Source organism: Pseudomonas sp. GW821-FHT12A04 (genome assembly GCF_058807755.1).
In genome coordinates this window covers 254736-273538 of record NZ_JBXAQZ010000006.1, presented here as the reverse complement: position 1 = coordinate 273538, position 18803 = coordinate 254736, and the positions used below count along the sequence as shown (strand labels likewise).

General features: G+C 57.9%; 19 protein-coding genes. 15 read left to right on the top strand and 4 right to left on the bottom strand.

Features of this window, described 5'->3' with window-relative positions; genetic code table 11:
* Positions 1-143: 143 nt before the first annotated feature.
* Positions 144-467 (top strand): hypothetical protein, encoded by a 324-nt coding sequence (locus tag AC1RS8_RS12225; RefSeq protein ID WP_489340133.1) that lies wholly within the window; start codon positions 144-146, stop codon positions 465-467.
* Positions 468-505: 38 nt separating this feature from the next.
* Here the strand turns inward: AC1RS8_RS12225 and AC1RS8_RS12220 are convergent, their stop codons facing one another.
* Positions 506-1912: a DUF1254 domain-containing protein gene (locus tag AC1RS8_RS12220; protein ID WP_489340132.1), complete on the bottom strand. Its 1407-nt coding sequence runs from the start codon at positions 1910-1912 to the stop codon at positions 506-508.
* Between the two features lie 112 nt (positions 1913-2024).
* A complete protein-coding gene (locus tag AC1RS8_RS12215; protein WP_489340131.1) occupies positions 2025-3623 on the bottom strand; it encodes a sensor domain-containing diguanylate cyclase in 1599 nt (532 codons plus the stop codon).
* Between the two features lie 216 nt (positions 3624-3839).
* On the opposite strand from AC1RS8_RS12215, the gene AC1RS8_RS12210 reads away from it, so the two are divergent.
* Positions 3840-4307 carry a hypothetical protein gene (locus AC1RS8_RS12210; protein WP_489340130.1) on the top strand — a complete coding sequence of 156 codons (468 nt, stop codon included), beginning with the start codon at positions 3840-3842 and terminating at the stop codon, positions 4305-4307.
* Between the two features lie 186 nt (positions 4308-4493).
* On the opposite strand, the gene AC1RS8_RS12205 is transcribed toward AC1RS8_RS12210, so the two are convergent.
* The gene (locus tag AC1RS8_RS12205) at positions 4494-6248 is read right to left on the bottom strand and encodes a L,D-transpeptidase family protein (protein ID WP_489340129.1); all 1755 of its coding nucleotides are present in this window, start codon (positions 6246-6248) and stop codon (positions 4494-4496) included.
* A gap of 81 nt (positions 6249-6329) precedes the next feature.
* On the opposite strand from AC1RS8_RS12205, the gene AC1RS8_RS12200 reads away from it, so the two are divergent.
* The 6 genes from AC1RS8_RS12200 (at position 6330) to AC1RS8_RS12175 (ending at position 11958) form a co-directional block, all read left to right on the top strand.
* Complete coding sequence (locus AC1RS8_RS12200) at positions 6330-7031, top strand: murein L,D-transpeptidase catalytic domain family protein (protein WP_489340128.1); 702 nt, start codon at positions 6330-6332, stop codon at positions 7029-7031.
* Between the two features lie 107 nt (positions 7032-7138).
* The gene (locus tag AC1RS8_RS12195; RefSeq protein WP_489340127.1) at positions 7139-8845 is read left to right on the top strand and encodes a copper resistance system multicopper oxidase; all 1707 of its coding nucleotides are present in this window, start codon (positions 7139-7141) and stop codon (positions 8843-8845) included.
* A 10-nt stretch (positions 8846-8855) separates the two neighbouring features.
* The gene (locus AC1RS8_RS12190) at positions 8856-9719 is read left to right on the top strand and encodes a copper resistance protein B (RefSeq protein WP_489340126.1); all 864 of its coding nucleotides are present in this window, start codon (positions 8856-8858) and stop codon (positions 9717-9719) included.
* Between the two features lie 52 nt (positions 9720-9771).
* Complete coding sequence (copC, locus tag AC1RS8_RS12185; protein WP_057715604.1) at positions 9772-10155, top strand: copper homeostasis periplasmic binding protein CopC; 384 nt, start codon at positions 9772-9774, stop codon at positions 10153-10155.
* Positions 10156-10158: 3 nt separating this feature from the next.
* A complete protein-coding gene (gene copD, locus AC1RS8_RS12180) occupies positions 10159-11082 on the top strand; it encodes a copper homeostasis membrane protein CopD (protein ID WP_489340125.1) in 924 nt (307 codons plus the stop codon).
* Between the two features lie 90 nt (positions 11083-11172).
* Positions 11173-11958, top strand: a complete 786-nt coding sequence (locus AC1RS8_RS12175; RefSeq protein WP_090454174.1) for a transporter substrate-binding domain-containing protein — start codon at positions 11173-11175, stop codon at positions 11956-11958.
* A 68-nt stretch (positions 11959-12026) separates the two neighbouring features.
* On the opposite strand, the gene AC1RS8_RS12170 is transcribed toward AC1RS8_RS12175, so the two are convergent.
* Positions 12027-12248 carry a hypothetical protein gene (locus tag AC1RS8_RS12170; protein WP_489340124.1) on the bottom strand — a complete coding sequence of 74 codons (222 nt, stop codon included), beginning with the start codon at positions 12246-12248 and terminating at the stop codon, positions 12027-12029.
* Between the two features lie 412 nt (positions 12249-12660).
* Between AC1RS8_RS12170 and AC1RS8_RS12165 the strand changes: the two genes are divergently transcribed.
* The 7 genes from AC1RS8_RS12165 (at position 12661) to rffA (ending at position 18691) form a co-directional block, all read left to right on the top strand.
* Positions 12661-13611: a glycosyltransferase family 2 protein gene (locus AC1RS8_RS12165; protein ID WP_157858931.1), complete on the top strand. Its 951-nt coding sequence runs from the start codon at positions 12661-12663 to the stop codon at positions 13609-13611.
* Positions 13612-13613: 2 nt separating this feature from the next.
* Positions 13614-14510, top strand: a complete 897-nt coding sequence (locus AC1RS8_RS12160) for a DapH/DapD/GlmU-related protein (protein WP_057715609.1) — start codon at positions 13614-13616, stop codon at positions 14508-14510.
* Complete coding sequence (locus AC1RS8_RS12155) at positions 14510-15136, top strand: hypothetical protein (RefSeq protein WP_057715610.1); 627 nt, start codon at positions 14510-14512, stop codon at positions 15134-15136. The genes AC1RS8_RS12160 and AC1RS8_RS12155 overlap by 1 nt, the downstream gene beginning before the upstream one ends.
* A 294-nt stretch (positions 15137-15430) precedes the next feature.
* Entirely contained in the window at positions 15431-15667 is a 237-nt protein-coding gene (locus AC1RS8_RS12150) for an acyl carrier protein (protein WP_489340123.1), read from the top strand.
* A gap of 137 nt (positions 15668-15804) precedes the next feature.
* Positions 15805-16767: a lysylphosphatidylglycerol synthase transmembrane domain-containing protein gene (locus AC1RS8_RS12145; RefSeq protein ID WP_407515315.1), complete on the top strand. Its 963-nt coding sequence runs from the start codon at positions 15805-15807 to the stop codon at positions 16765-16767.
* 17 nt (positions 16768-16784) lie between these two features.
* Positions 16785-17537 (top strand): class I SAM-dependent methyltransferase, encoded by a 753-nt coding sequence (locus tag AC1RS8_RS12140; protein ID WP_489340122.1) that lies wholly within the window; start codon positions 16785-16787, stop codon positions 17535-17537.
* Between the two features lie 14 nt (positions 17538-17551).
* Entirely contained in the window at positions 17552-18691 is a 1140-nt protein-coding gene (rffA, locus tag AC1RS8_RS12135; protein ID WP_489340121.1) for a dTDP-4-amino-4,6-dideoxygalactose transaminase, read from the top strand.
* The last annotated feature ends 112 nt before the right edge of the window (positions 18692-18803 follow it).

Sequence of the window (18803 nt, the reverse complement as noted above, 5' to 3'; positions counted from 1 at the left end):
GGGCAAGCCCGCTCCCACAGGGTTCTCGTTTGGCCATGGATCGGTGGCGCCCTAAGGCCCCGTGCCACTCGTCAACCGGGGCGGCACCAACCGCGTGACCCTTCACACTAACATCAGGTAACGACTCATCCCGGGAGACGACCATGATGAACATAAAAATGACTTCGCTGCTCATGGCCGGATGGTTGTCGGCGACGTCCCTGGCCACGTTTGCCGCGTCCGGCGATGGTCCTGGCGCGACCGGTACGGCACCCGGCGCAACCCGCAATTCAACTCTGCTGCCAGACAACAACAGGCCCAGCGATCCCTCGAGTAATAACGGGCGCGGACAAAGCCCCGGCTCGTCAAGCGGCAGCACCGGCGTCAATGGCCCGGGCAGTGGCGCGGGCGGCGGCACCGGTGCGCCCGGTGGCGGAACCGGCGGTGCTGGCGGCGGAACGGGTAGCTGGACAGGCAAAAGCCGCTAATGACATGCCGTCATTGGCGGCTTTTTGTCACCTGAGGCCTACATCGGCTTGACCGCTGGCGGGTTCCACTTGCCATTCAGCACCTCGGCTTTCGGGCCGTACAGACGCATGGTCAGGTTGAACGGCCCTTTGGGTGCCGGCAGCCAGTTGGCCTCCAGGTCCTTGCCAGGGCTTTCGTTCTGGAAGTAGAGATCCAGCGAGCCATCGGCGTTGTTCTTGAACGGCATCCAGCTACTAACCGCAAAACGATTAAGTGAGTTGGCGACCTGGAACCCTTCCGGGTCATACAGGGTGATCGACCAGAAGGCATTCACTGGCGGCGCCTCGCCCTTGTTGAAATGCAGCATGTACTTGTTTGCGCCCTCGAGCGGCTTGCCATTGCTGTCGCCGATGTTCAACGGATAAATTGCGTCCTCGGGCAGGTTGGCACCGAGCCCCACCTGCGTAACGATGGCGCGCTTTAGGTAGTAGTTGCCGTAGACACCCATGGTGTCAGTGTTCATCGACCAGCCATTGACCTCCCGCGCCAGGGTCGGCACTTTCCAGGTCATCAAGGCCTGCGCATCCTGGGGCACGCTTTGCAGCGCGGCCTGGATTTGCGGATCCAGCGTGTCCATGTCGAACGACTTGCCGGGTTCGATGCCGATCCGTTTGATCTGCGCCAGCATGGGCTGGTCGGTGCTGTGCGGCGGATTCACTTTCAGCAGTTCGGCAGCGTAAGTGAAGTAGTTGGCAGCCGACATGGAATCGACCTGAATCTTCGGTGGCGTTTTCATGTCCACCGCCGGGTCGACCTTCACGGTGACGGCTTCAGGCTCCTTGCCCAACCGGGACAACGGCGTAACCGTGTAACCGGCCTGGATCTTGTGCACCGCCGCGTAATCCGCCGCGCCATCAGTCTTGGTACGGCCGATGACCCAGACAAACGGAGTTGGCGCCGGCAGGTGGCTCATCCCGGCGGGCACCGTCCCGGTCCATCCCGGCGGCGTCACCAGAAATTGCCCGGCCTCAGTGCCCGTGGTGCGCCAGCCCGGCGAAGCGAATACGTCGGTCCACATATCCAGCATCGGTAACAGGTAGAAACGCCCATCGGTATCGGGCGCGGCGATCACCAGCGGTTCCTTGGTCAAGTCCAGCCAGGCAATCGAATACAACGTGTCGAAATTAGAGCGCACCACCCCTCTGAAATCGGCAGGCGGGTACTGCGGCACACTCACAAACATGTTCATCGGGCCTTTACCGAACTCCTTGCCCGGCTCGATGTTGGTGAACTGCTTGCGAGTGACGTCCATGCTCAGCAGCGGGTAAAAATAGATGTAGGCATCCACGCCGATCGAGTGAGCTTCTTCGGCGGTGATTTTCGATTGCGCGTGGCTGGCCAGCGGAAAGATGGCAGTGGCTGCGACGGTCAAAGCAACGGCTGTCAACGTTTGAGGTATCAACATGTTGGCGATCGTCCATGCGAGTGGATGTCTGCCGGGATCGACAGAACAATCGGAACTCTAGACGATCAATTCCGCCAGACCAGGGAGACAGACCACCGGCAGCAACAGCACCTCAACGGTCGGAGCGCATCAACGCCTCGACGCCACCGGCCATCGACAACGTTGCCACGCGGTTTCTCCCCGAATGCTTGGCCTGATACAACGCCGCATCCGCCCGCTCGACAAACACATCCATGCTGTCACGCCCCGACGGCACGAACGAATAGCAACCAAGACTCACCGTCACGTAGCCATTGGGCGAGCCGGTGTGGCAGATGTTCTTGTCGATGACCCTGCGGCGGATCTGCTCGGCAATCGTCATGGCGCCGTGGATGTCGGTGTCCGGCAGCAGCACCGCAAACTCTTCGCCGCCGTAACGCACCGCCAGATCGGCCTTGCGGTGGCAGCAACTCTTCAGCGCGCGTGCCACTTCGGCCAGGCAGTGATCACCCACCACGTGGCCGTAGGTGTCGTTGTAGCGCTTGAAGTAATCGATATCGAGCATGATCAGGCTCAAAGGGCTCGCCTGCCGGGCGCCGCGCCCGAACTCGACGTCCAGCGCCCGCTCGAACAATCGGCGGTTGGCCAATCCGGTCAGGCTGTCGTGGGTGGCGATCAGCTCCAGCGCTTGCTGTGCCCTGCGCAAATCCGACTCGACCCGCTCGCCAACACGCACCTGATGCAGGAACACCCACCCGAACAGCCCCACGCCCAGCAATACCAGGGCAACAATGAGACTGGAGCGAAACGCCGTGTCGTACCAGCCCGCGAGAATGGATTCCGTGGACGACGCCGCCGTGACCACCAGCGGATACGCCTCCAGCTGTCGGTAACCGTAAAGGCGTGTCACACCATCGATGATGGATGTGAACATCGCATTGCCGGAGCTGGCCAGTGGCAGGGACTTCTGGAAAATCTCGCTCTGGGCCAACGACGTGCCAATCTGCGCCTCCACAAAAGGTCGACGCGCCAACAGCGTGCCATCGGTCAAGCCGAGAAACATCGAGCCGTTGTCGTCGAGGCTGAAGCTTTTGAAGAACTGGTCGAAGTACGACATCTTGATGCCGGCCAGCAATACGCCCTGGAAACGGCCGTTCTTGTCGTTGACCCGTTTGGAAACCGGAATGATCCACTCACCGTTTTCCCGACTGCGAATGGCCGGGCCGATATGCGCCACCGACGATACGTTCTGCTGGTGATACTTGAAGTACTCGCGATCGGCGACGCCGGGCCCCCGAGGCAGATTTTCAAACGAGGTCACCACCCACTGGCCCTTCTGGTCGAACAGCAGGATGCCGTGCAACTGATCCAGCGCCAGCACGCGCCGAGCGAAGGTCTGCTGCAAGCGTGGCTGTTGGTCCGGGCCGAACCCGTCGACCTGAATCCAGTCCACCAGGCTGGTCAACACCAGGTCGGCCTTCATGAAAGTGTCTTCGGCTTGCTGCGCCATGGCCCGCGTCAGGTTCGAAGACGCCACTTGCGCCAGGCTCAGGTCGTGGCGACGGGACTGTTCCAGTTGCAGGTAGAGCAAACCGCACAGGCACAGGCACACCGTGGCAATGAACAATACCGCGGCCTTGCGCAGCGGTATGCGTTTCAATGCGATGCCAGGGGTGTGGTCCGGGTCGTTAAAGCGCGTGGGCAAAAGTTCATCCTGTCGGGGGCAAGGCATGGGCAACGACCCAAAGCCCTCAGTCTTCGGGTGGCGTAGTTTACGGGGTTATCCAGGACAAATGGGTGGCCACTTGCCCAGCGGTATCACACCGCCCGTCGGTGCTGCCCGGACACAACGTCCGCACCCTGCCTGCGCTGCAAACATGACCCAGGGCAAGCGCTAGCTGTGCGTCAACGAGCTACGATTAGACAAACCTCAATACAGGGAATCGACATGAGCAAGGCAGACGAACTCGCCGCAAAATTGAAACAGACACGGCTGGCCAGCGCGGATCAGGCGATCGATGGCTGGCCGGGCCAGGTCTACGAACTGTATCAACGGATAGAGACCTGGCTACAGCCCTTGACCGAAGCGGGCCTGATCCTGCGGCGCAACCCCACCCACGTCTTCGAGAGCCACCCCGATGGCGACGCTTGCGACTACGCCATCGACCAGTTGGTGATCACCGGCAACGAGCACAGAATTACCTTTGACCCGGTTGCACGCTTCACCGCCGACGGTGAGGGGCGGGTCGAGATCCACACAACAGACAACGAACTCGCCCTGTTGCGCACCGTGGACGAACACGGTGAAACACACTGGTGGCTACAAACGATCGAGCAGGCCACCACACAGCTGGACGCAGTGGCGCTGACGGAAACCGATCTGCTTGTCGTGGTGCAACAAGGGTTGGCGCTTTAGGGGCTAATGCCAGTCAGTTAAGTGTTTGAACACCGCAAATCTTGTGGGAGCGAGCTTGCTCGCGATGACGGTTGGACAGTCACGTAAGGGGTGCCTGACAGTCCGCTATCGCGAGCAAGCTCCTCCCACAGGTTTCGTGTGTTAAGTGATCAGTAATACGCTCCGCCGCCCGTTTCCAGTCTTTCGTTACTGCTTGTTCTGCCCCGTCACCACCAGCGGTATCTCTGCGCGACGCAAGTCCAGAGCTGGCAATTTCGTAGGCTGACTCAAGCCCTGCAGCACCCTGGCATCGTAATCATAAATGTCGGGCTTGAACGTCACCCGCCCGTCATTGCTCAGGTCCACGGTCCAGTAAGCCAACAACACCGGCACTTTCACCGGTAGCGGGATGTTCTCGGTCCTGCCATTGGCCAACTGTTTTTGAATCCCGGCGCTGTTCCAGCGTACCGGGTCGTTAAACAACAGCTCGACCAGTTGCAAGGGGTTTTCCACGCGGATGCAGCCTGAACTGGTGGCCCGGACTGTCTTGGCAAACAGCTCGCGGTGCGGCGTGTCATGCAGGTAAATCGCATAGTCGTTGGGGAAGCGGATCACCACCTGCCCCAGCGAACTGTCGGGGCCGGCATCCTGACGCAGGTGGATGCCTCGCGGGTTGCTCCAGTCGACACTCGACGGATCGAGCACATTGCCTTCGCGATCCAGCACGCGAATCCGGTTGGCCGCCAGATAACCCGGATCGTTCTGGACTTTCGGAATCACGTCCTGCTTGAGGATGGTCGGCGGCACGGTCCAGGTCGGGTTGAACGTGATGTAGGTGATTTCGGCCTGGAATACCGGCGTACTGCGCACCGGCTTGCCAACCTGCACTCGCGAACGCCAGATCGGCAGACCGTCACGGTACATCGCCACCTTGTATCCGGCGATATCGACGATCACAAACGTGCCCTGCAGTTTGTACAACAGCCACCGGGCGCGCTCCATGTTGACCCGCACCTGATCGATCCGCGCCTCGACCGGCACGTTCAGCGCCGCCAGCGTCGCCGCCCCTGCCACGCCATCGGCCCCCAGGTATTGCTCGGTCTGATACTTCTTCACCGCGGCGATGACCTTGTCGTCGTAACCGGCTTTTTTCGACAGGTGCGCGTCCAGGTAACCGCCCGCCACCAGACGCGCACGCAATTGAGCCACCGCCACCCCGTCCATGCCGGGCTTGAGCGATTGCCCTTCAGTGACTTTCGGCCAGCCGCCCGCATCATGGACCTGGCGCAACCGGGCCAGGCCTTCACGCAAATTGCGGTAAATCTCTTCCTGAGGAGGCGCATCGGCGAATGCACGCGCAACGTCATGGGCATCGAGGGCGGCGAACAGGTTGTTCATGTCCTCGTGGGCATTGCCGCCGGCAGGATCGAAATTCCAGTGAATGTCCAGCCGCGACGGATCGACTTTACCCCGGCGCAGTTGCAGCAGCGCGGTGATGAACGTGCGGGTCGCCGCCATATCGAACATCGCCCGTTGCGCCGTGGAAGGCATGGCAGCCACCAGCGACTCATGGGCCTGAGCCAGTTCGGTGATGCGGAAATCCGCCGGATTCAGGCCGTCGATCCGGGTGGCTTCGAGGCTCTTGAGTAATTGCGCCACGTCACGATCATCCGTCCACGCGGCGCGATAGTTGCGATGCATATAGAAATCCAGCACCACCCGACTGACATCCACACGCTGATGGCGCCTGGACGTGAGCAACGGCGGAAAGGCCGATCGCAGCGGTTCCAGGGTCGCTTGAATCGCTTGGCCGACCGCGTCGTCGGGCGCCGCGGCATCGATTGTGCTGCTCGCCGCAGATACCGGCTCAATCGGCGAAACTTGCCCAAACGCTGCACCGCTGATCAGAAAGCCCATAAAAAATATGCGGCTTATGACGAATGACCTTGTTAACTGCACCATGGATAATCCTTAATCCCCCGTTTCAAACGGCTAGTTTTCCGCTCGCTGCTAGACTCGAAATTATCATGATGAGACCCGACTATGGCGCTAATCCGCTTTGGCCTTTTATTTGCCATTTTACTGACGTGCCTTTCAGTAACGTCAGCCTACGCCGATTCGCTTGAAAACGCGCTGGTCAAAGCAGCACCCGGCGCCGACGCCAAAGTGATTGCCCTGGCCGTTCGTGCCACTCAATGCAGCCGTGCCCAAGGTGTCGCCCCCGCCCAACGACTGGCGGTGATCGATTACTCCCTGCCCTCGACCGAACAACGCCTGTGGGTCTTCGACCTTAAACGGCGCAAGTTGCTGTTTCACGAACTGGTCGCCCATGGCCGCAACAGCGGTGAAAACATGGCCACGCTGTTCTCCAACCGCAACGAAAGCCACGCCACCAGCATCGGTCTGTTCCGCACCCAGCAAAGCTACCTCGGCCAGAACGGTTACTCGTTGCGCATGGAAGGCCTGGAGCCCGGCTTCAACGATAACGCCTTTGACCGGGCCATCGTCATTCACGGCGCGCCCTATGTCAGCCCGGTGCTGGCCCGCGCCAATGGCCGCATCGGCCGCAGCCTGGGTTGCCCGGCCGTCAGACCGGCGATTGCCCATCGGCTGATTGATTCGATGAAGGACGGGCAGTTGTTGTTTTCCTACTACCCGGACCAACGCTGGCTGAAGTCGTCTTCCTACATCAACTGCGGCGGTGACACGGTGGCCTCAAGGGAAAAGTCCACTTCACGCCGGTAAGCGACGCCCAACCTGTCAAAACTGTAATCTTCGCCTCAGCCAGCTGAAAGGCACCGCCTGCTAGCCTCATCGACAAGTTCAACAGGCTGACGGGCGGAACAGACGGCATGCACTCCCACACTTCAAGACGCACCTTCGTCAAAGGCCTGGCCATCGGCGGGCTCTTCGGCGGCCTCGGGTTATGGCGCACGCCGGCCTGGGCAATCAGCAGTCCCGGCGAACCGCAGGTGTTGGCCGGTAATGAATTCGACCTGTTCATCGGCGAATCCCCGGTCAACTTCAGCGGCAGCCCACGCACCGCGATGACCATCAACGGCGGCATCCCCGGCCCGCTGCTGCGCTGGCGTGAAGGCGATACGGTGACGCTGCGGGTGCGCAACAGACTCAAGGACAGCACGTCCATTCACTGGCACGGCATCTTGCTGCCGGCCAACATGGACGGCGTGCCGGGGCTGAGCTTCAAGGGCATCGAGCCCGGCGGCATGTACGTCTACCAGTTCACGGTGCGCCAGAACGGCACCTACTGGTATCACAGCCATTCGGGGTTTCAGGAACAATCCGGCGTCTACGGCCCGCTGGTGATCGACGCCAAAGATCCGGAGCCGTTCCAGTACGACCGCGACTACGTGGTGATGCTCAGCGACTGGACCGACGAAGACCCGGTCGGCCTGATGAAGACGCTGAAAAAACAGTCCGATTACTACAACTTCAACAAACGCACCATGGGCGATTTCATCCACGACGTCAGCGAAAAAGGCTGGGGGCCAACCATCGCCGACCGCAAAATGTGGGCCGAGATGAAGATGAACCCCACCGACCTGGCGGACGTCGGCGGCGCCACTTACACCTACCTGTTGAACGGCCAGGCGCCGGATTCGAACTGGACCGGGGTGTTCCGCCCCGGAGAAAAGCTGCGGCTGCGCTTCATCAACGGCTCGGCCATGACCTACTTCGACGTGCGCATCCCCGGCCTGAAAATGACTGTGGTCGCCGCCGATGGCCTGTACGTCAAACCCGTGAGCGTCGACGAGTTTCGCATCGCCGTGGCGGAAACCTTCGACGTTATCGTCGAACCGACCGAAGCGGCCTACACCCTGTTCGCCCAGGCGATGGATCGCACCGGATACGCACGGGGCACCCTGGCAGTGAAGACAGGACTGGTTGCGCCGCTGCCGCCACTGGACCCGCGCCCCCTGGTGACCATGGATGACATGGGCATGGGCGGCATGGACCACGGCAGCATGGCGGGCATGGATCACAGCAACATGGCTATGGGCGATATGCCCGGCATGCAGTCCCACCCGGCCTCGGAAACCGACAACCCGCTGGTGGACATGCAAGCCATGTCCACCTCACCGAAACTCGACGACCCCGGCATGGGCCTGCGCAACAACGGGCGCCGCGTACTCACCTACTCCGACCTGCGCAGCACCTTCGAAGACCCGGACGGCCGCGAGCCTGGCCGCACCCTGGAGCTGCACCTGACGGGCCACATGGAAAAATTCGCCTGGTCGTTCAACGGCGTGAAGTTCTCTGATGCACAGCCGTTGCGCCTCAAGTACGGCGAGCGACTGCGGATCGTACTGGTCAACGACACGATGATGATGCACCCCATCCACCTGCATGGCATGTGGAGCGATCTCGAAGACGAGAACGGCCAGTTCATGGTGCGCAAACACACCATCGACATGCCACCGGGTTCCCGGCGCAGCTATCGGGTTACGGCCGATGCGCTCGGCCGCTGGGCCTATCACTGCCATCTCCTGTACCACATGGAAATGGGCATGTTCCGTGAAGTTCGCGTGGAAGAATGAGGTGCGCCCCATGATTCGATTCACCCCGGTTTTTTTCGCACTCGTGACCTCGACGGCAATGGCCGCCAGCGATGACATGCAAGGCATGGATCACAGCCAGATGGACCACGGCCAGATGCAAGGCATGGACGAGGGCCAGATGCAGCCCGCCGCCCCCAGCGAAAGCCGCACGCCGATCCCGGTGCTGACCGATGCCGATCGCGCTGCGGTGTATGCCGATCCCGCCGGCCACCACGTACATGACAGCACGCTCAACTCCTTTTTCCTCGCCGACAAACTGGAATGGCAGGACGCAGATGACGGCAGCACCCTGGCCTGGGATTTGTCCGGTTGGGTCGGCGGTGACATTGATCGCCTGTGGCTGCGCTCCGAAGGCGAGCGCACCAACGGCGTGACCAAGGACGCGGAAATCCAGGCCCTGTGGGGCCACGCCATTTCCCCATGGTGGGACGTCGTCAGCGGCGTGCGCCAGGACTTCAAACCCGGTGCCCCGCAAACCTGGGCCGCATTCGGCGTACAAGGCATGGCGCTGTACAACTTCGAGGCCGAAGCCACGGCCTTCATCGGCGAAGGCGGTCAGAGCGCCGTGCGGCTGGAAGGCGACTACGACATCCTGCTGACCAATCGGCTGATCCTGCAGCCGACCGTCGAGCTCAACGCCTACGGCAAAAACGATCCGCAACGGGGCATCGGCGCGGGGCTGTCCAACACCGAGGCTGGCTTGCGCCTGCGCTACGAAATCCGCCGGGAATTCGCGCCCTACCTCGGCGTGACCTGGAACCGCACCTACGGCAACACCGCCGACTACGCCAACGACGAAGGCGAGGACCGCAGCGAAACCCGCCTCGTGCTCGGTATTCGGCTGTGGTTCTGAACAGACTCACCCAAAACCAACAACAACCGCTTCGAGCGGTAAAGGACCTTGCATGCGCATCTTCAAACCCACCGCTATCGCAGTCGCGTTGCTCAGCGGCCTGCTTGTTAGCACCCTCGCTCAAGCGCACCCCAAACTACTCTCTTCCACCCCGGCGGAAGGCGTAGAAGGTGCATCACCCGACAAGATCGAACTGCACTTCTCCGAAAACCTCGTCACCCAGTTTTCCGGTGCAAAACTGTTGATGACCGAAATGGCCGGCATGGCCCACGCCCCAATGCCGGTCAAGGCCAAAGTCAGCGGCGGCAGCGATCCGAAGACCATGTTCATCATCCCGGCAGCGCCCCTGGCTGCCGGTACCTACAAGGTCGAATGGCGCGCGGTGTCGTCGGACACCCACCCGATCACCGGCAACGTCACCTTCAAAGTGAAATGATCGATGAGCGACTCGGCCAACGTCGTGCTGCGGTTTGTGTTGTATGTGGATTTGATGTTGTTGTTTGGTGTGGCGCTATTCGGGCTCTACAGCTTCAAGGGACAGGAACGGCAATCCGGGACAGTCTTGCCCTTTCGCCGGTTATTGACGGGAACAGCCGGGCTCGGCGCGCTGCTGTCCATCGCCGGCATGGTGCTGATGGTCCGCGTCATGAGCGGTGAATCAGACGTTACCGAGTTGCGCCCTCACCTCGAAATGATGCTGTTCGAGACGGACGTCGGGTTGGCCTGGGCCGTGCGGATGATTGCATTAGCGGTCGCGGGTTTGGCGTTGATGCTCAACCCACGCGCCCCCGGCATCAGCCTGGTGATCGCCGCCACGGCCGGCGGCATCGCCCTCGCCAGTCTGGCCTGGAGCGGGCATGGCGCCATGGACGAAGGCAGTCGCCGTTACTGGCATTTCGCTACGGACATCCTGCACCTGTTGGTGGCGGGTGTCTGGCTCGGCGCGTTGTTGGCGTTTGCGGTGATGGCGCAACCCCGGGCCCTGCAAACCGAAGCGCACATACGGTTGCTGGCTCACGCAGTCAGGCGATTTGAGCTTGTCGGTGCGCTGGTCGTTGTGATCATCACCGTGACGGGCGTGGTGAACTACCTCTTCATTGTCGGACCGAAACTCGATGAGGTTTTACTCAGCCACTACGGAATTTTGCTGGCGATCAAAGTACTGCTGTTTGCCGGGATGCTGGTGTTGGCGGCGCTGAACCGCTTTTATCTTGGCCCCTTGCTGGAGCGGTCGTTGCGAGAGGGCCAGTATCGCGTGGCAGCCCATGCACTTCGGCGCAGTGTGTTGGTGGAAATGGCCGCGGCGATATTGATTGTGGGGTTGGTGGCGTGGCTGGGTACGTTGAGCCCGGAAGTGGAATGAGTCATCTTCAGGGGCGTTGATTTTTCACACCGGTGAAAGTTTCACTACACTCCCCTTTCAAAACCACTCCAGCACAAAAGCCCGATAACAATGACGAAAATCAAAAGAGCAATGATGCTCGGCGGCTTGCTCGCACTCTCCCTTGGCGCCCAGGCAGAACCTTCGCATCTGGACAGCGTCATGCAACAGGGACAGCTGCGCGTCTGTACCACCGGCGACTACAAGCCCTACACCCTCAAAGCCGAGGACGGCGAATACTCCGGCATCGACATTGCCATGGCCCGCGCCCTGGCCGACAGCCTTGGCGTCAAGGTCGAGTGGGTGCCCACCACCTGGAAAACCCTGATGCCCGACATGCTCGCCGGCAAGTGCGACATCGCCATGGGCGGCATCTCGGTCACCCTGGAACGGCAGAAAAAAGCCTTCTTCAGCAGCATCCTGGACGTCGACGGCAAAATCCCGCTGGTGCGCTGCGAAGACCAGGCGCTGTACCAGACCGTCGAACAGATCAACCAGCCAACGGTTCGCCTGGTCGAACCCGCCGGCGGTACCAACGAAGCCTTCGTCCACGCCTTCCTGCCCAAGGCGCAATTGAAGTTGCACGACAACGTGACCATCTTTCAGGAACTGCTGGATAAAAAAGCCGACGTGATGATCACCGACGCATCCGAGGCGCTGTATCAGCAGAAGCTGAAGCCGGGCCTGTGCGCGGTCAACCCCACGCACTACATGCAATACGGCGAAAAAGCCTACCTGCTGCCCCGTGACGACATCACCTGGAAGCTGTACGTCGATCAGTGGCTGCACCTGGCCAAGGCGACAGGCAACTACCAGAAGATTCTGCGCCAATGGCTGGCGGTGCCTGACGCTAAGTAACGGATCGTTTTTTTCGCACAACAAAGGGCGCCCCCAAAGGAGCGCCCTTCTTCATTGCGGAGCGCGTATCAATCGTCGTGCAGCAAACCTGAGCCGTATTCGCCGAAGCTATTGCCTAGCGCACTGCCATGGAAATTCATCTTGTCGGGATTGCTGCTGGTCGGCCCTGGGCCAAACCCGGCCGGCTGCACCGGGTCGGCCGAATAATCACGATGGGCGCTCACACCCGAACAGGCGCTCAACAACAAAGCACCGGCAAGCAGCGAGACTTTGACGAGGGTTGCGATCATTTTTTTATTCCTGAGGGTTGAGGCGCGGGGACGTGACCTTTGGCGGTCAGCCTATGCTTCGTCTGTGCCGGACAACGTGAAACTTTGTGGGATGACAGCGTTGGTTCAGGAGCCCGGCGCACCCGAAAGTGCCCCGCGCACAGCCGCCTTCGTTCGGTGCCCTGTACACAGTTGTCCGACGCCTGGCGGCTGGTAGAGCCTGATGGCCCACTTTACATGAGCAGTAATGTAGTTCATGTGTTCGGTGGCCGGTTCCCTGAGGATTACCAATCGGTTGGCATATAGCATACCCTCCCCCCTCTGCACGTGATGCCAAGTAGCAAACAACAACTCTACAAGCCTGTAAAATCCAGGCAGGACGCGTTATCAGTATGCGTCATCGCACAATCGAATGATCAGGATGAGGCTCAAGGTGATTGATAAAACCGTCTCAGTAAGCTTGGTGGTACCCGTTTATAAAAGCGCAAGTACGCTCCCGCAATTTTACGAACGCGCGCGCGCGACTCTTGATCAGATTTGCGACGACTGGGAGATTATTCTTGTCGATGACGCGAGCCCGGACCAGACGTGGCTTGCCGCTCTGGCACTGCACGAACAAGACCGCAGAGTCAAAGTCGTTCGCTTCGCGAAGAACAAGGGGCAACAACATGCTACGTTGTGCGGCATCGGCTATGCCTGCAAACGCTGTGTCGTGACAATCGACGATGACCTGCAGTGCTTCCCCGAAGACCTCCCACTGTTTATTGATCAACTTCAAGCCGGCAAGCATGTCGTCATCGGAAAGATCCCGATGGCTGAAAAACAGCACAGCGCCTGGCGCAACATGGCTTCGCGCATCAACCAGAAACTGGTTAGCAAGGTCATGGGCAAACCGACCGGTTTCAGCCTCTCGAGCTACAGGGCCATGAGTCAACAGGTGGCAAGACAGCTCGCCAGATATCAGGGCTCACACCCACATATCGCCGCGATGCTTTTTAATTCGGTGCCCGTCAGCATGATGGCGAACGTGAGCATTCGCCACGCGCCGCGCGCCGATGGCGGCCCAAGCACTTATACCCTTGGCAAGATGTTCAAAACGCTTTCGTTCCTTATCGTCAATTACTCCCTGTTACCACTTCGCTACGTGTCGATCTGGGGCTTTTTGGTCAGCGCGTCGAGCATTTTATTCGCTATGTATGTTCTGCTGCGCACCCTCCTGACCGATCAAATAGTGCCAGGCTGGGCATCGCTCGCGATCTTGCTGTCATTCCTCGCCGGTAACATCCTTCTGGCACTAGGTGTGCAAGGCGAGTACCTCGGAAGACTGGTCGAAAATGCAACCCACCTTAGTCAATTCCCCATTATTGAAGAGCATGTGGAGTAAAGATGACATCCGCTTACCGCGTCGTGGATTATTTCCCTGCTGAACACATTTTAAACAATGGGGTCTTTGCACACCTCGACGAAATCGATGCGCAAACACCAGGCGCACTGGTGTACTGTCAGAACTTGCACTATTTGCAAAAGGCTTTGGCTACGCCCAACGTCGCGTGTGCCTTGTGCCCCGAAAGTTTAAAAAATGAAGAGTTAGCGACTGAAAAATCAATTGTATTCTGTGCCGACCCACGCACCTCTTTTTTCCGCCTCTACAACCGTTTGAGTGAAGAGACAAAGTGCGCAGCTGCGCAAGCACCGCGCATCGGCGACAATTGCACGCTGCACCCCAGCGCCGTTATCTCGCCACTGGCCACACTGGGTAACAATGTCGAAATTTCAGCAAATGTGGTGATCGAAGGCCCTGTCGAGATCGGAGACAATGTTTACATCGGTTCAAATGCCGTTGTAGGCGCCGAAGGCTTGATCACGCTACGCAACGACAACGGCACGCTGATGGTGGTTAAACATCAGGGCGGTGTACGCATTGAATCGGGTTGCCAGATACTTGCTGGCGCAGTAATCGCGAGGTCCTTGTTCCAGCAGCCGACAACCATCAGCGAAAATTGCCAGATCGGCATCATGACCAACATTGGTCATGGCGCCGTGATTGGCAAGAACTCTGTGATTTCTGGCAATACCGTTATTGCAGGACGCACACGCCTGGGGACCGGCGCATGGGTTGGCGCCTCTTGCTCCATCGCACAGGGCCTTGTGATTGGCGACGCGGTACAAATAAAAATGGGCTCGGTTGTCATCGGCGACATCGCCCCAAACGGCGTCGTTTCTGGAAACTTCGCAATCAATCACAGGGCTAACATGACAGCCCACCTCAGGAAACAAAAGTGATGCACTTCATCGAGCTATCACTGGGATTCAAAGGCGAACGAACCTACATACAAGGGTCCGACATGCTCAATGCCACGATGCAGGCCATCACTCACCACGCACCGCACGCACGGATCGAAAAGCTGGACTTCAGAATCAGTAGAATGACCAAACATCTACTCACCTGTCACTGGTGGCCTAGATCAACCCCTCGATCATTGCCGGGTGAGGCTGTCGCTACCTTCACCTTTCAACTCGATGGTATTGATCATGAAGGCAAATTGATTCAAGGCGAAGGTTGCGCCGACACACGACGTGCTTACGACGAGTCGCTGGTTGAAAAACAATGTGTTTTCACACCCGCCCATCGGTCAGTGACCCTGACGACCATGCCAGATGACTTCTCTCCGATCGAAGTGCTGGTATCCATGAACAAGGCACTGCATCTCAAGGAATTGAGCATACCCAGTGGCAGCCAATGGGTCTTCTGTCGCTGGGAAAGCCCAAAGTGGCCGCCGTGTTCTGACTTGAGCGGGGTAGGGCTGACACTTGAGCAGACGCTGGGCACTCGATTGACCCGTAGTCGCATTGAGCTCAATGCAGAACATATCGGCATGCTCTACTTCAGCGCCCTCAAAGTCGAGTAGCCTACCGCTAGCATTCGAACCTTGCAGTAAGGCGAGGTACCAGTTCAGCGAAGCTTATGGCTCGACGATCAACACTACACGCCTCTCACGACAGCTGCTAATGTGCGGCATCTTTTTGAAGCGGGCAACAGAGCAGCCCCCTCTGTTGCATGGAGTGTGGCAACATGACCACCGTTCAGCTCAGTAGCCTGCAGACAACCTCGTCAACTGCCAGCGATGCCACCAAGCTTCCCTCCCGCAGTACAAACGTACCGGCCGGGGTAACTTCAACACCTATACGATGAATTACTAACCATGCCCCAGACAAAAGAACAACTTATCAACATTATTTCCCAGGCTGATGTTGTAGCAGATGCCTCAACGCTGCGCGACAACATCAACCTGAGCGACCAGGGCATTGACTCTCTCGGCATGTTCAACATCATTCTGTCTATCCAGGATCACTACGTCATCGAGATACCTGACGAGGATATTGAAGGCCTTAAAAGCATCAATGACCTGGCCGACTACATAAAATCAAAACTTCAATAACCGACATCCCTTGTCATGTAAGGGAGGGAGACAGGCAGCATGTTTACTCTCCCTCATGCCGCTCTCGACCCTGACAGGGTTTGCCAATCTATTATCTACACAGCGTTAGCCTCGCCCTCCTACGTTGAGCACCCTGCATGCCATTAACGTTTTTGAAGTTGTTGGTCGCGATTTTTATCTGCGCATTTCTCATACACACATTTGACCTTAAACTGACGGCATTAATCAGTGACATTACAGCATGGCACTACCTTGCGCTGGCTGCTGTTATCCCAATCACTTTGAGTTCTTTTTTTTCTGTCAACCGCTGGCAAGTATTCCTGCGGCTCAACTCGATTGACGAAGCGTTGGCAAACCTCTGGAAAATAAATCTGATCTCTCAATTTCAAGGTTTGATTTTACCCTCAACACAGGGAGCGGATGCCTTTCGTATGCTTCACATCGAACGACGCCACCCGAAAAAGCGGGGTACCGCAGGCAGTACGGTAATTATTGAGCGCATGATTGGACTATTGGTGTTATGTACCTTTACCCTTTTTGCCTTGCCCTTCTTACCTGCATCAGACAACTACACGCTGCTCATCATGACCGTCGGTGCCGTCAGCAGCATAGCAGTAGTGACCCAAATTATATTGACCAGCAAAAAAATCCATGCACTTTATAGCCACCGCACCGTCAAAAACTCGTTACTTGCTCTATTGCTGATGTATATTCAAAAGCTTCATGCCAGCACGATAAACTTCCCCTACCGGCAGGCGCTCACGTCATCCCTGCTTTTTATCTGCTGCTATCAAATATCCCTGATATCGGTAGTGTATTTGGTATTTCGTGCCTATGGCTATGACATCCCCTTCATTCAGCACTTTGCTCTCTATCCAGTCATCGCCATCCTGACCATGGTTCCAATAACAGTGGGCGGGCTTGGGGTACGCGAAGGTTTTTTTGTTTATTTTTATGGTCTACTAGACGTACCAGCCAATATAGCTGTAGGCGCCTCCCTGGCAAACTACACTCTAATGGCCCTGATCCCTGCCACTTGCGGTGGCTTTATTTACTTGTGGGATACTATTCGGGAAAATCGCCAGCAGGACAGAAACTAAAACAGAGAGCCAGATTGATGCCCCCAGATCGCACCCCGCTCCCCAAGTCCGCCTTTGAAGTGCTTGCCCTGGCAGAGGCACGCCACTGGTGGTTTCGCACCCGTAACCGCGTGATCATTTGGGTGCTGAAATCTCACATCGGCAAAATCCGGAATTTCCTGGAGATTGGTTGCGGTACCGGCTTTGTGCTGGAAGGGATTCAGCAGGAGTATCCCGAAACGACACTCACCTACACCGAGTTTTTCGATGAAGGCCTGATGCACGCACGTCGACGCGTGCCCGGCGCAAGCTTTGAAAAGCTGGACGCGCGCGCCATGAACGATGCAGCGCGATTTGATGTAATTGGCGCTTTTGATGTCATCGAACATATCAATGAAGATGAACAGGTACTGGCGAACCTTTCCCGTGCACTGCATAAGGATGGTCATCTATTGCTGACCGTTCCCCAGCACCGGTGGCTGTGGTCCGCGGCGGATGAACGCGCCTGTCATGTGCGCCGCTACACTCGACGCGAGCTTGTCGACAAGGTAGGCCGCGCCGGCCTTGAGGTTCAATACGTCACGTCCTTTGTCACCCTGCTCGTCTCCTTGATGTGGCTGGCACGACAGCGCCCCGGTCAAAAAAATGCGGAAGTAAACAGCGAGTTCGATATTTCTGACCGGACCAATCGGCTCCTTGAGTTCGTTATGAAGATAGAGTTTGGCCTTTTGAAGGCAGGTATCACCTTTCCCCTCGGCGGTTCACTCTTGCTGTTAGCCAAAAAACAATAATCTGGAGACCTTCAGTGAGCGACTTTAAAATTCCCTTCAATCGCCCTTTCATGACGGGAAAGGAACTTTACTATATTGCAGAAGCAAAGTTCCTTAATAAGCTTGCTGGAGACGGCCCCTTCACTCGACGTTGCCATCAGTGGCTTGAACAGTACACCGCCAGCGAAAAGGCACTGTTGACGCACTCTTGTACTGCTGCCCTGGAAATGTCAGCCCTATTGCTGAATATTGAACCTGGGGATGAGATCATCATGCCCTCTTACACCTTCGTCTCCACTGCCAACGCTTTTGTATTGCGCGGTGGAATACCGGTGTTTGTCGATATCAGAGAAGACACACTGAATCTGGACGAACGCTTGATTGAGGCTGCGATTACACCTCGCACCAAGGCAATCGTTCCGGTTCACTACGCTGGCGTCGCATGCGAAATGGACACGATTATGGAGATCGCCCGCCGGCACGGTCTCCGCGTGGTTGAGGATGCTGCGCAGGGGGTCATGGCCTCCTATAAAGGAAGAGCCTTGGGCAGTATTGGTGATCTGGGCGCATATAGCTTCCATGAAACCAAGAACGTGATATCCGGCGAAGGCGGCGCGCTACTGGTTAACGACCCGACACTGTCATTACGCGCCGAGGTTATTCGGGAGAAAGGTACGGACCGCAGCCGTTTCTTCAGAGGTGAAGTGGACAAGTACACTTGGCAGGAAGTCGGTTCTTCCTACCTGCCAGGTGAATTGACCGCCGCTTTTCTTTGGGCGCAGCTGGAAGAGGCACAGTCGATTACACAAAATCGCCTGGGCAGCTGGAACCACTATCACCAAGCGCTCGAAGGGCTTGAATCGACAGGCGCAGTACGCCGCCCGATCATTCCGGCAGATTGCACACACAATGCACACATGTACTATGTCTTGCTTGCTCCCGGCATCGATCGCCAACGCACGCTAGAGAAACTTAAACACGACAATATCCACCCGGTGTTCCATTACGTACCGCTGCATTCCTCACCGGCAGGACTGCGCTATGGCCGAAAACATGGCGCGATGACAAATACAGACACCCTGTCGGACCGCTTGATCCGCTTGCCACTGTGGGTGGGGCTGACAGAGGAAGAACAGGCAGGTGTCGTCGACTCACTACAGCGCGCCGTTTCCTGAAGGGGAACACGCAGCGTGCAATTGCTGATCTGCACACTGCGTAGCTGCACCCATGACATTGGACGCACGGTATATCGTTGCCAATAGATAAATGAACTAACCGCTCAGCACA

Bases quoted from the DNA above. Each gene is read 5' to 3' on its own strand.
- AC1RS8_RS12175 (WP_090454174.1), top strand. From the start codon at position 11,173: ATGACGAAAATCAAAAGAGCAATGATGCTCGGCGGCTTGCTCGCACTC.
- AC1RS8_RS12195 (WP_489340127.1), top strand. From the start codon at position 7,139: ATGCACTCCCACACTTCAAGACGCACCTTCGTCAAAGGCCTGGCCATC.
- AC1RS8_RS12220 (WP_489340132.1), bottom strand. From the start codon at position 1,912: ATGTTGATACCTCAAACGTTGACAGCCGTTGCTTTGACCGTCGCAGCC.
- AC1RS8_RS12140 (WP_489340122.1), top strand. From the start codon at position 16,785: ATGCCCCCAGATCGCACCCCGCTCCCCAAGTCCGCCTTTGAAGTGCTT.
- AC1RS8_RS12210 (WP_489340130.1), top strand. From the start codon at position 3,840: ATGAGCAAGGCAGACGAACTCGCCGCAAAATTGAAACAGACACGGCTG.
- AC1RS8_RS12205 (WP_489340129.1), bottom strand. From the start codon at position 6,248: ATGGTGCAGTTAACAAGGTCATTCGTCATAAGCCGCATATTTTTTATG.
- AC1RS8_RS12215 (WP_489340131.1), bottom strand. From the start codon at position 3,623: ATGCCTTGCCCCCGACAGGATGAACTTTTGCCCACGCGCTTTAACGAC.
- AC1RS8_RS12190 (WP_489340126.1), top strand. From the start codon at position 8,856: ATGATTCGATTCACCCCGGTTTTTTTCGCACTCGTGACCTCGACGGCA.
- copD (WP_489340125.1), top strand. From the start codon at position 10,159: ATGAGCGACTCGGCCAACGTCGTGCTGCGGTTTGTGTTGTATGTGGAT.
- AC1RS8_RS12170 (WP_489340124.1), bottom strand. From the start codon at position 12,248: ATGATCGCAACCCTCGTCAAAGTCTCGCTGCTTGCCGGTGCTTTGTTG.
- AC1RS8_RS12145 (WP_407515315.1), top strand. From the start codon at position 15,805: ATGCCATTAACGTTTTTGAAGTTGTTGGTCGCGATTTTTATCTGCGCA.
- AC1RS8_RS12225 (WP_489340133.1), top strand. From the start codon at position 144: ATGATGAACATAAAAATGACTTCGCTGCTCATGGCCGGATGGTTGTCG.
- copC (WP_057715604.1), top strand. From the start codon at position 9,772: ATGCGCATCTTCAAACCCACCGCTATCGCAGTCGCGTTGCTCAGCGGC.
- AC1RS8_RS12160 (WP_057715609.1), top strand. From the start codon at position 13,614: ATGACATCCGCTTACCGCGTCGTGGATTATTTCCCTGCTGAACACATT.
- AC1RS8_RS12150 (WP_489340123.1), top strand. From the start codon at position 15,431: ATGCCCCAGACAAAAGAACAACTTATCAACATTATTTCCCAGGCTGAT.
- AC1RS8_RS12155 (WP_057715610.1), top strand. From the start codon at position 14,510: ATGCACTTCATCGAGCTATCACTGGGATTCAAAGGCGAACGAACCTAC.
- AC1RS8_RS12200 (WP_489340128.1), top strand. From the start codon at position 6,330: ATGGCGCTAATCCGCTTTGGCCTTTTATTTGCCATTTTACTGACGTGC.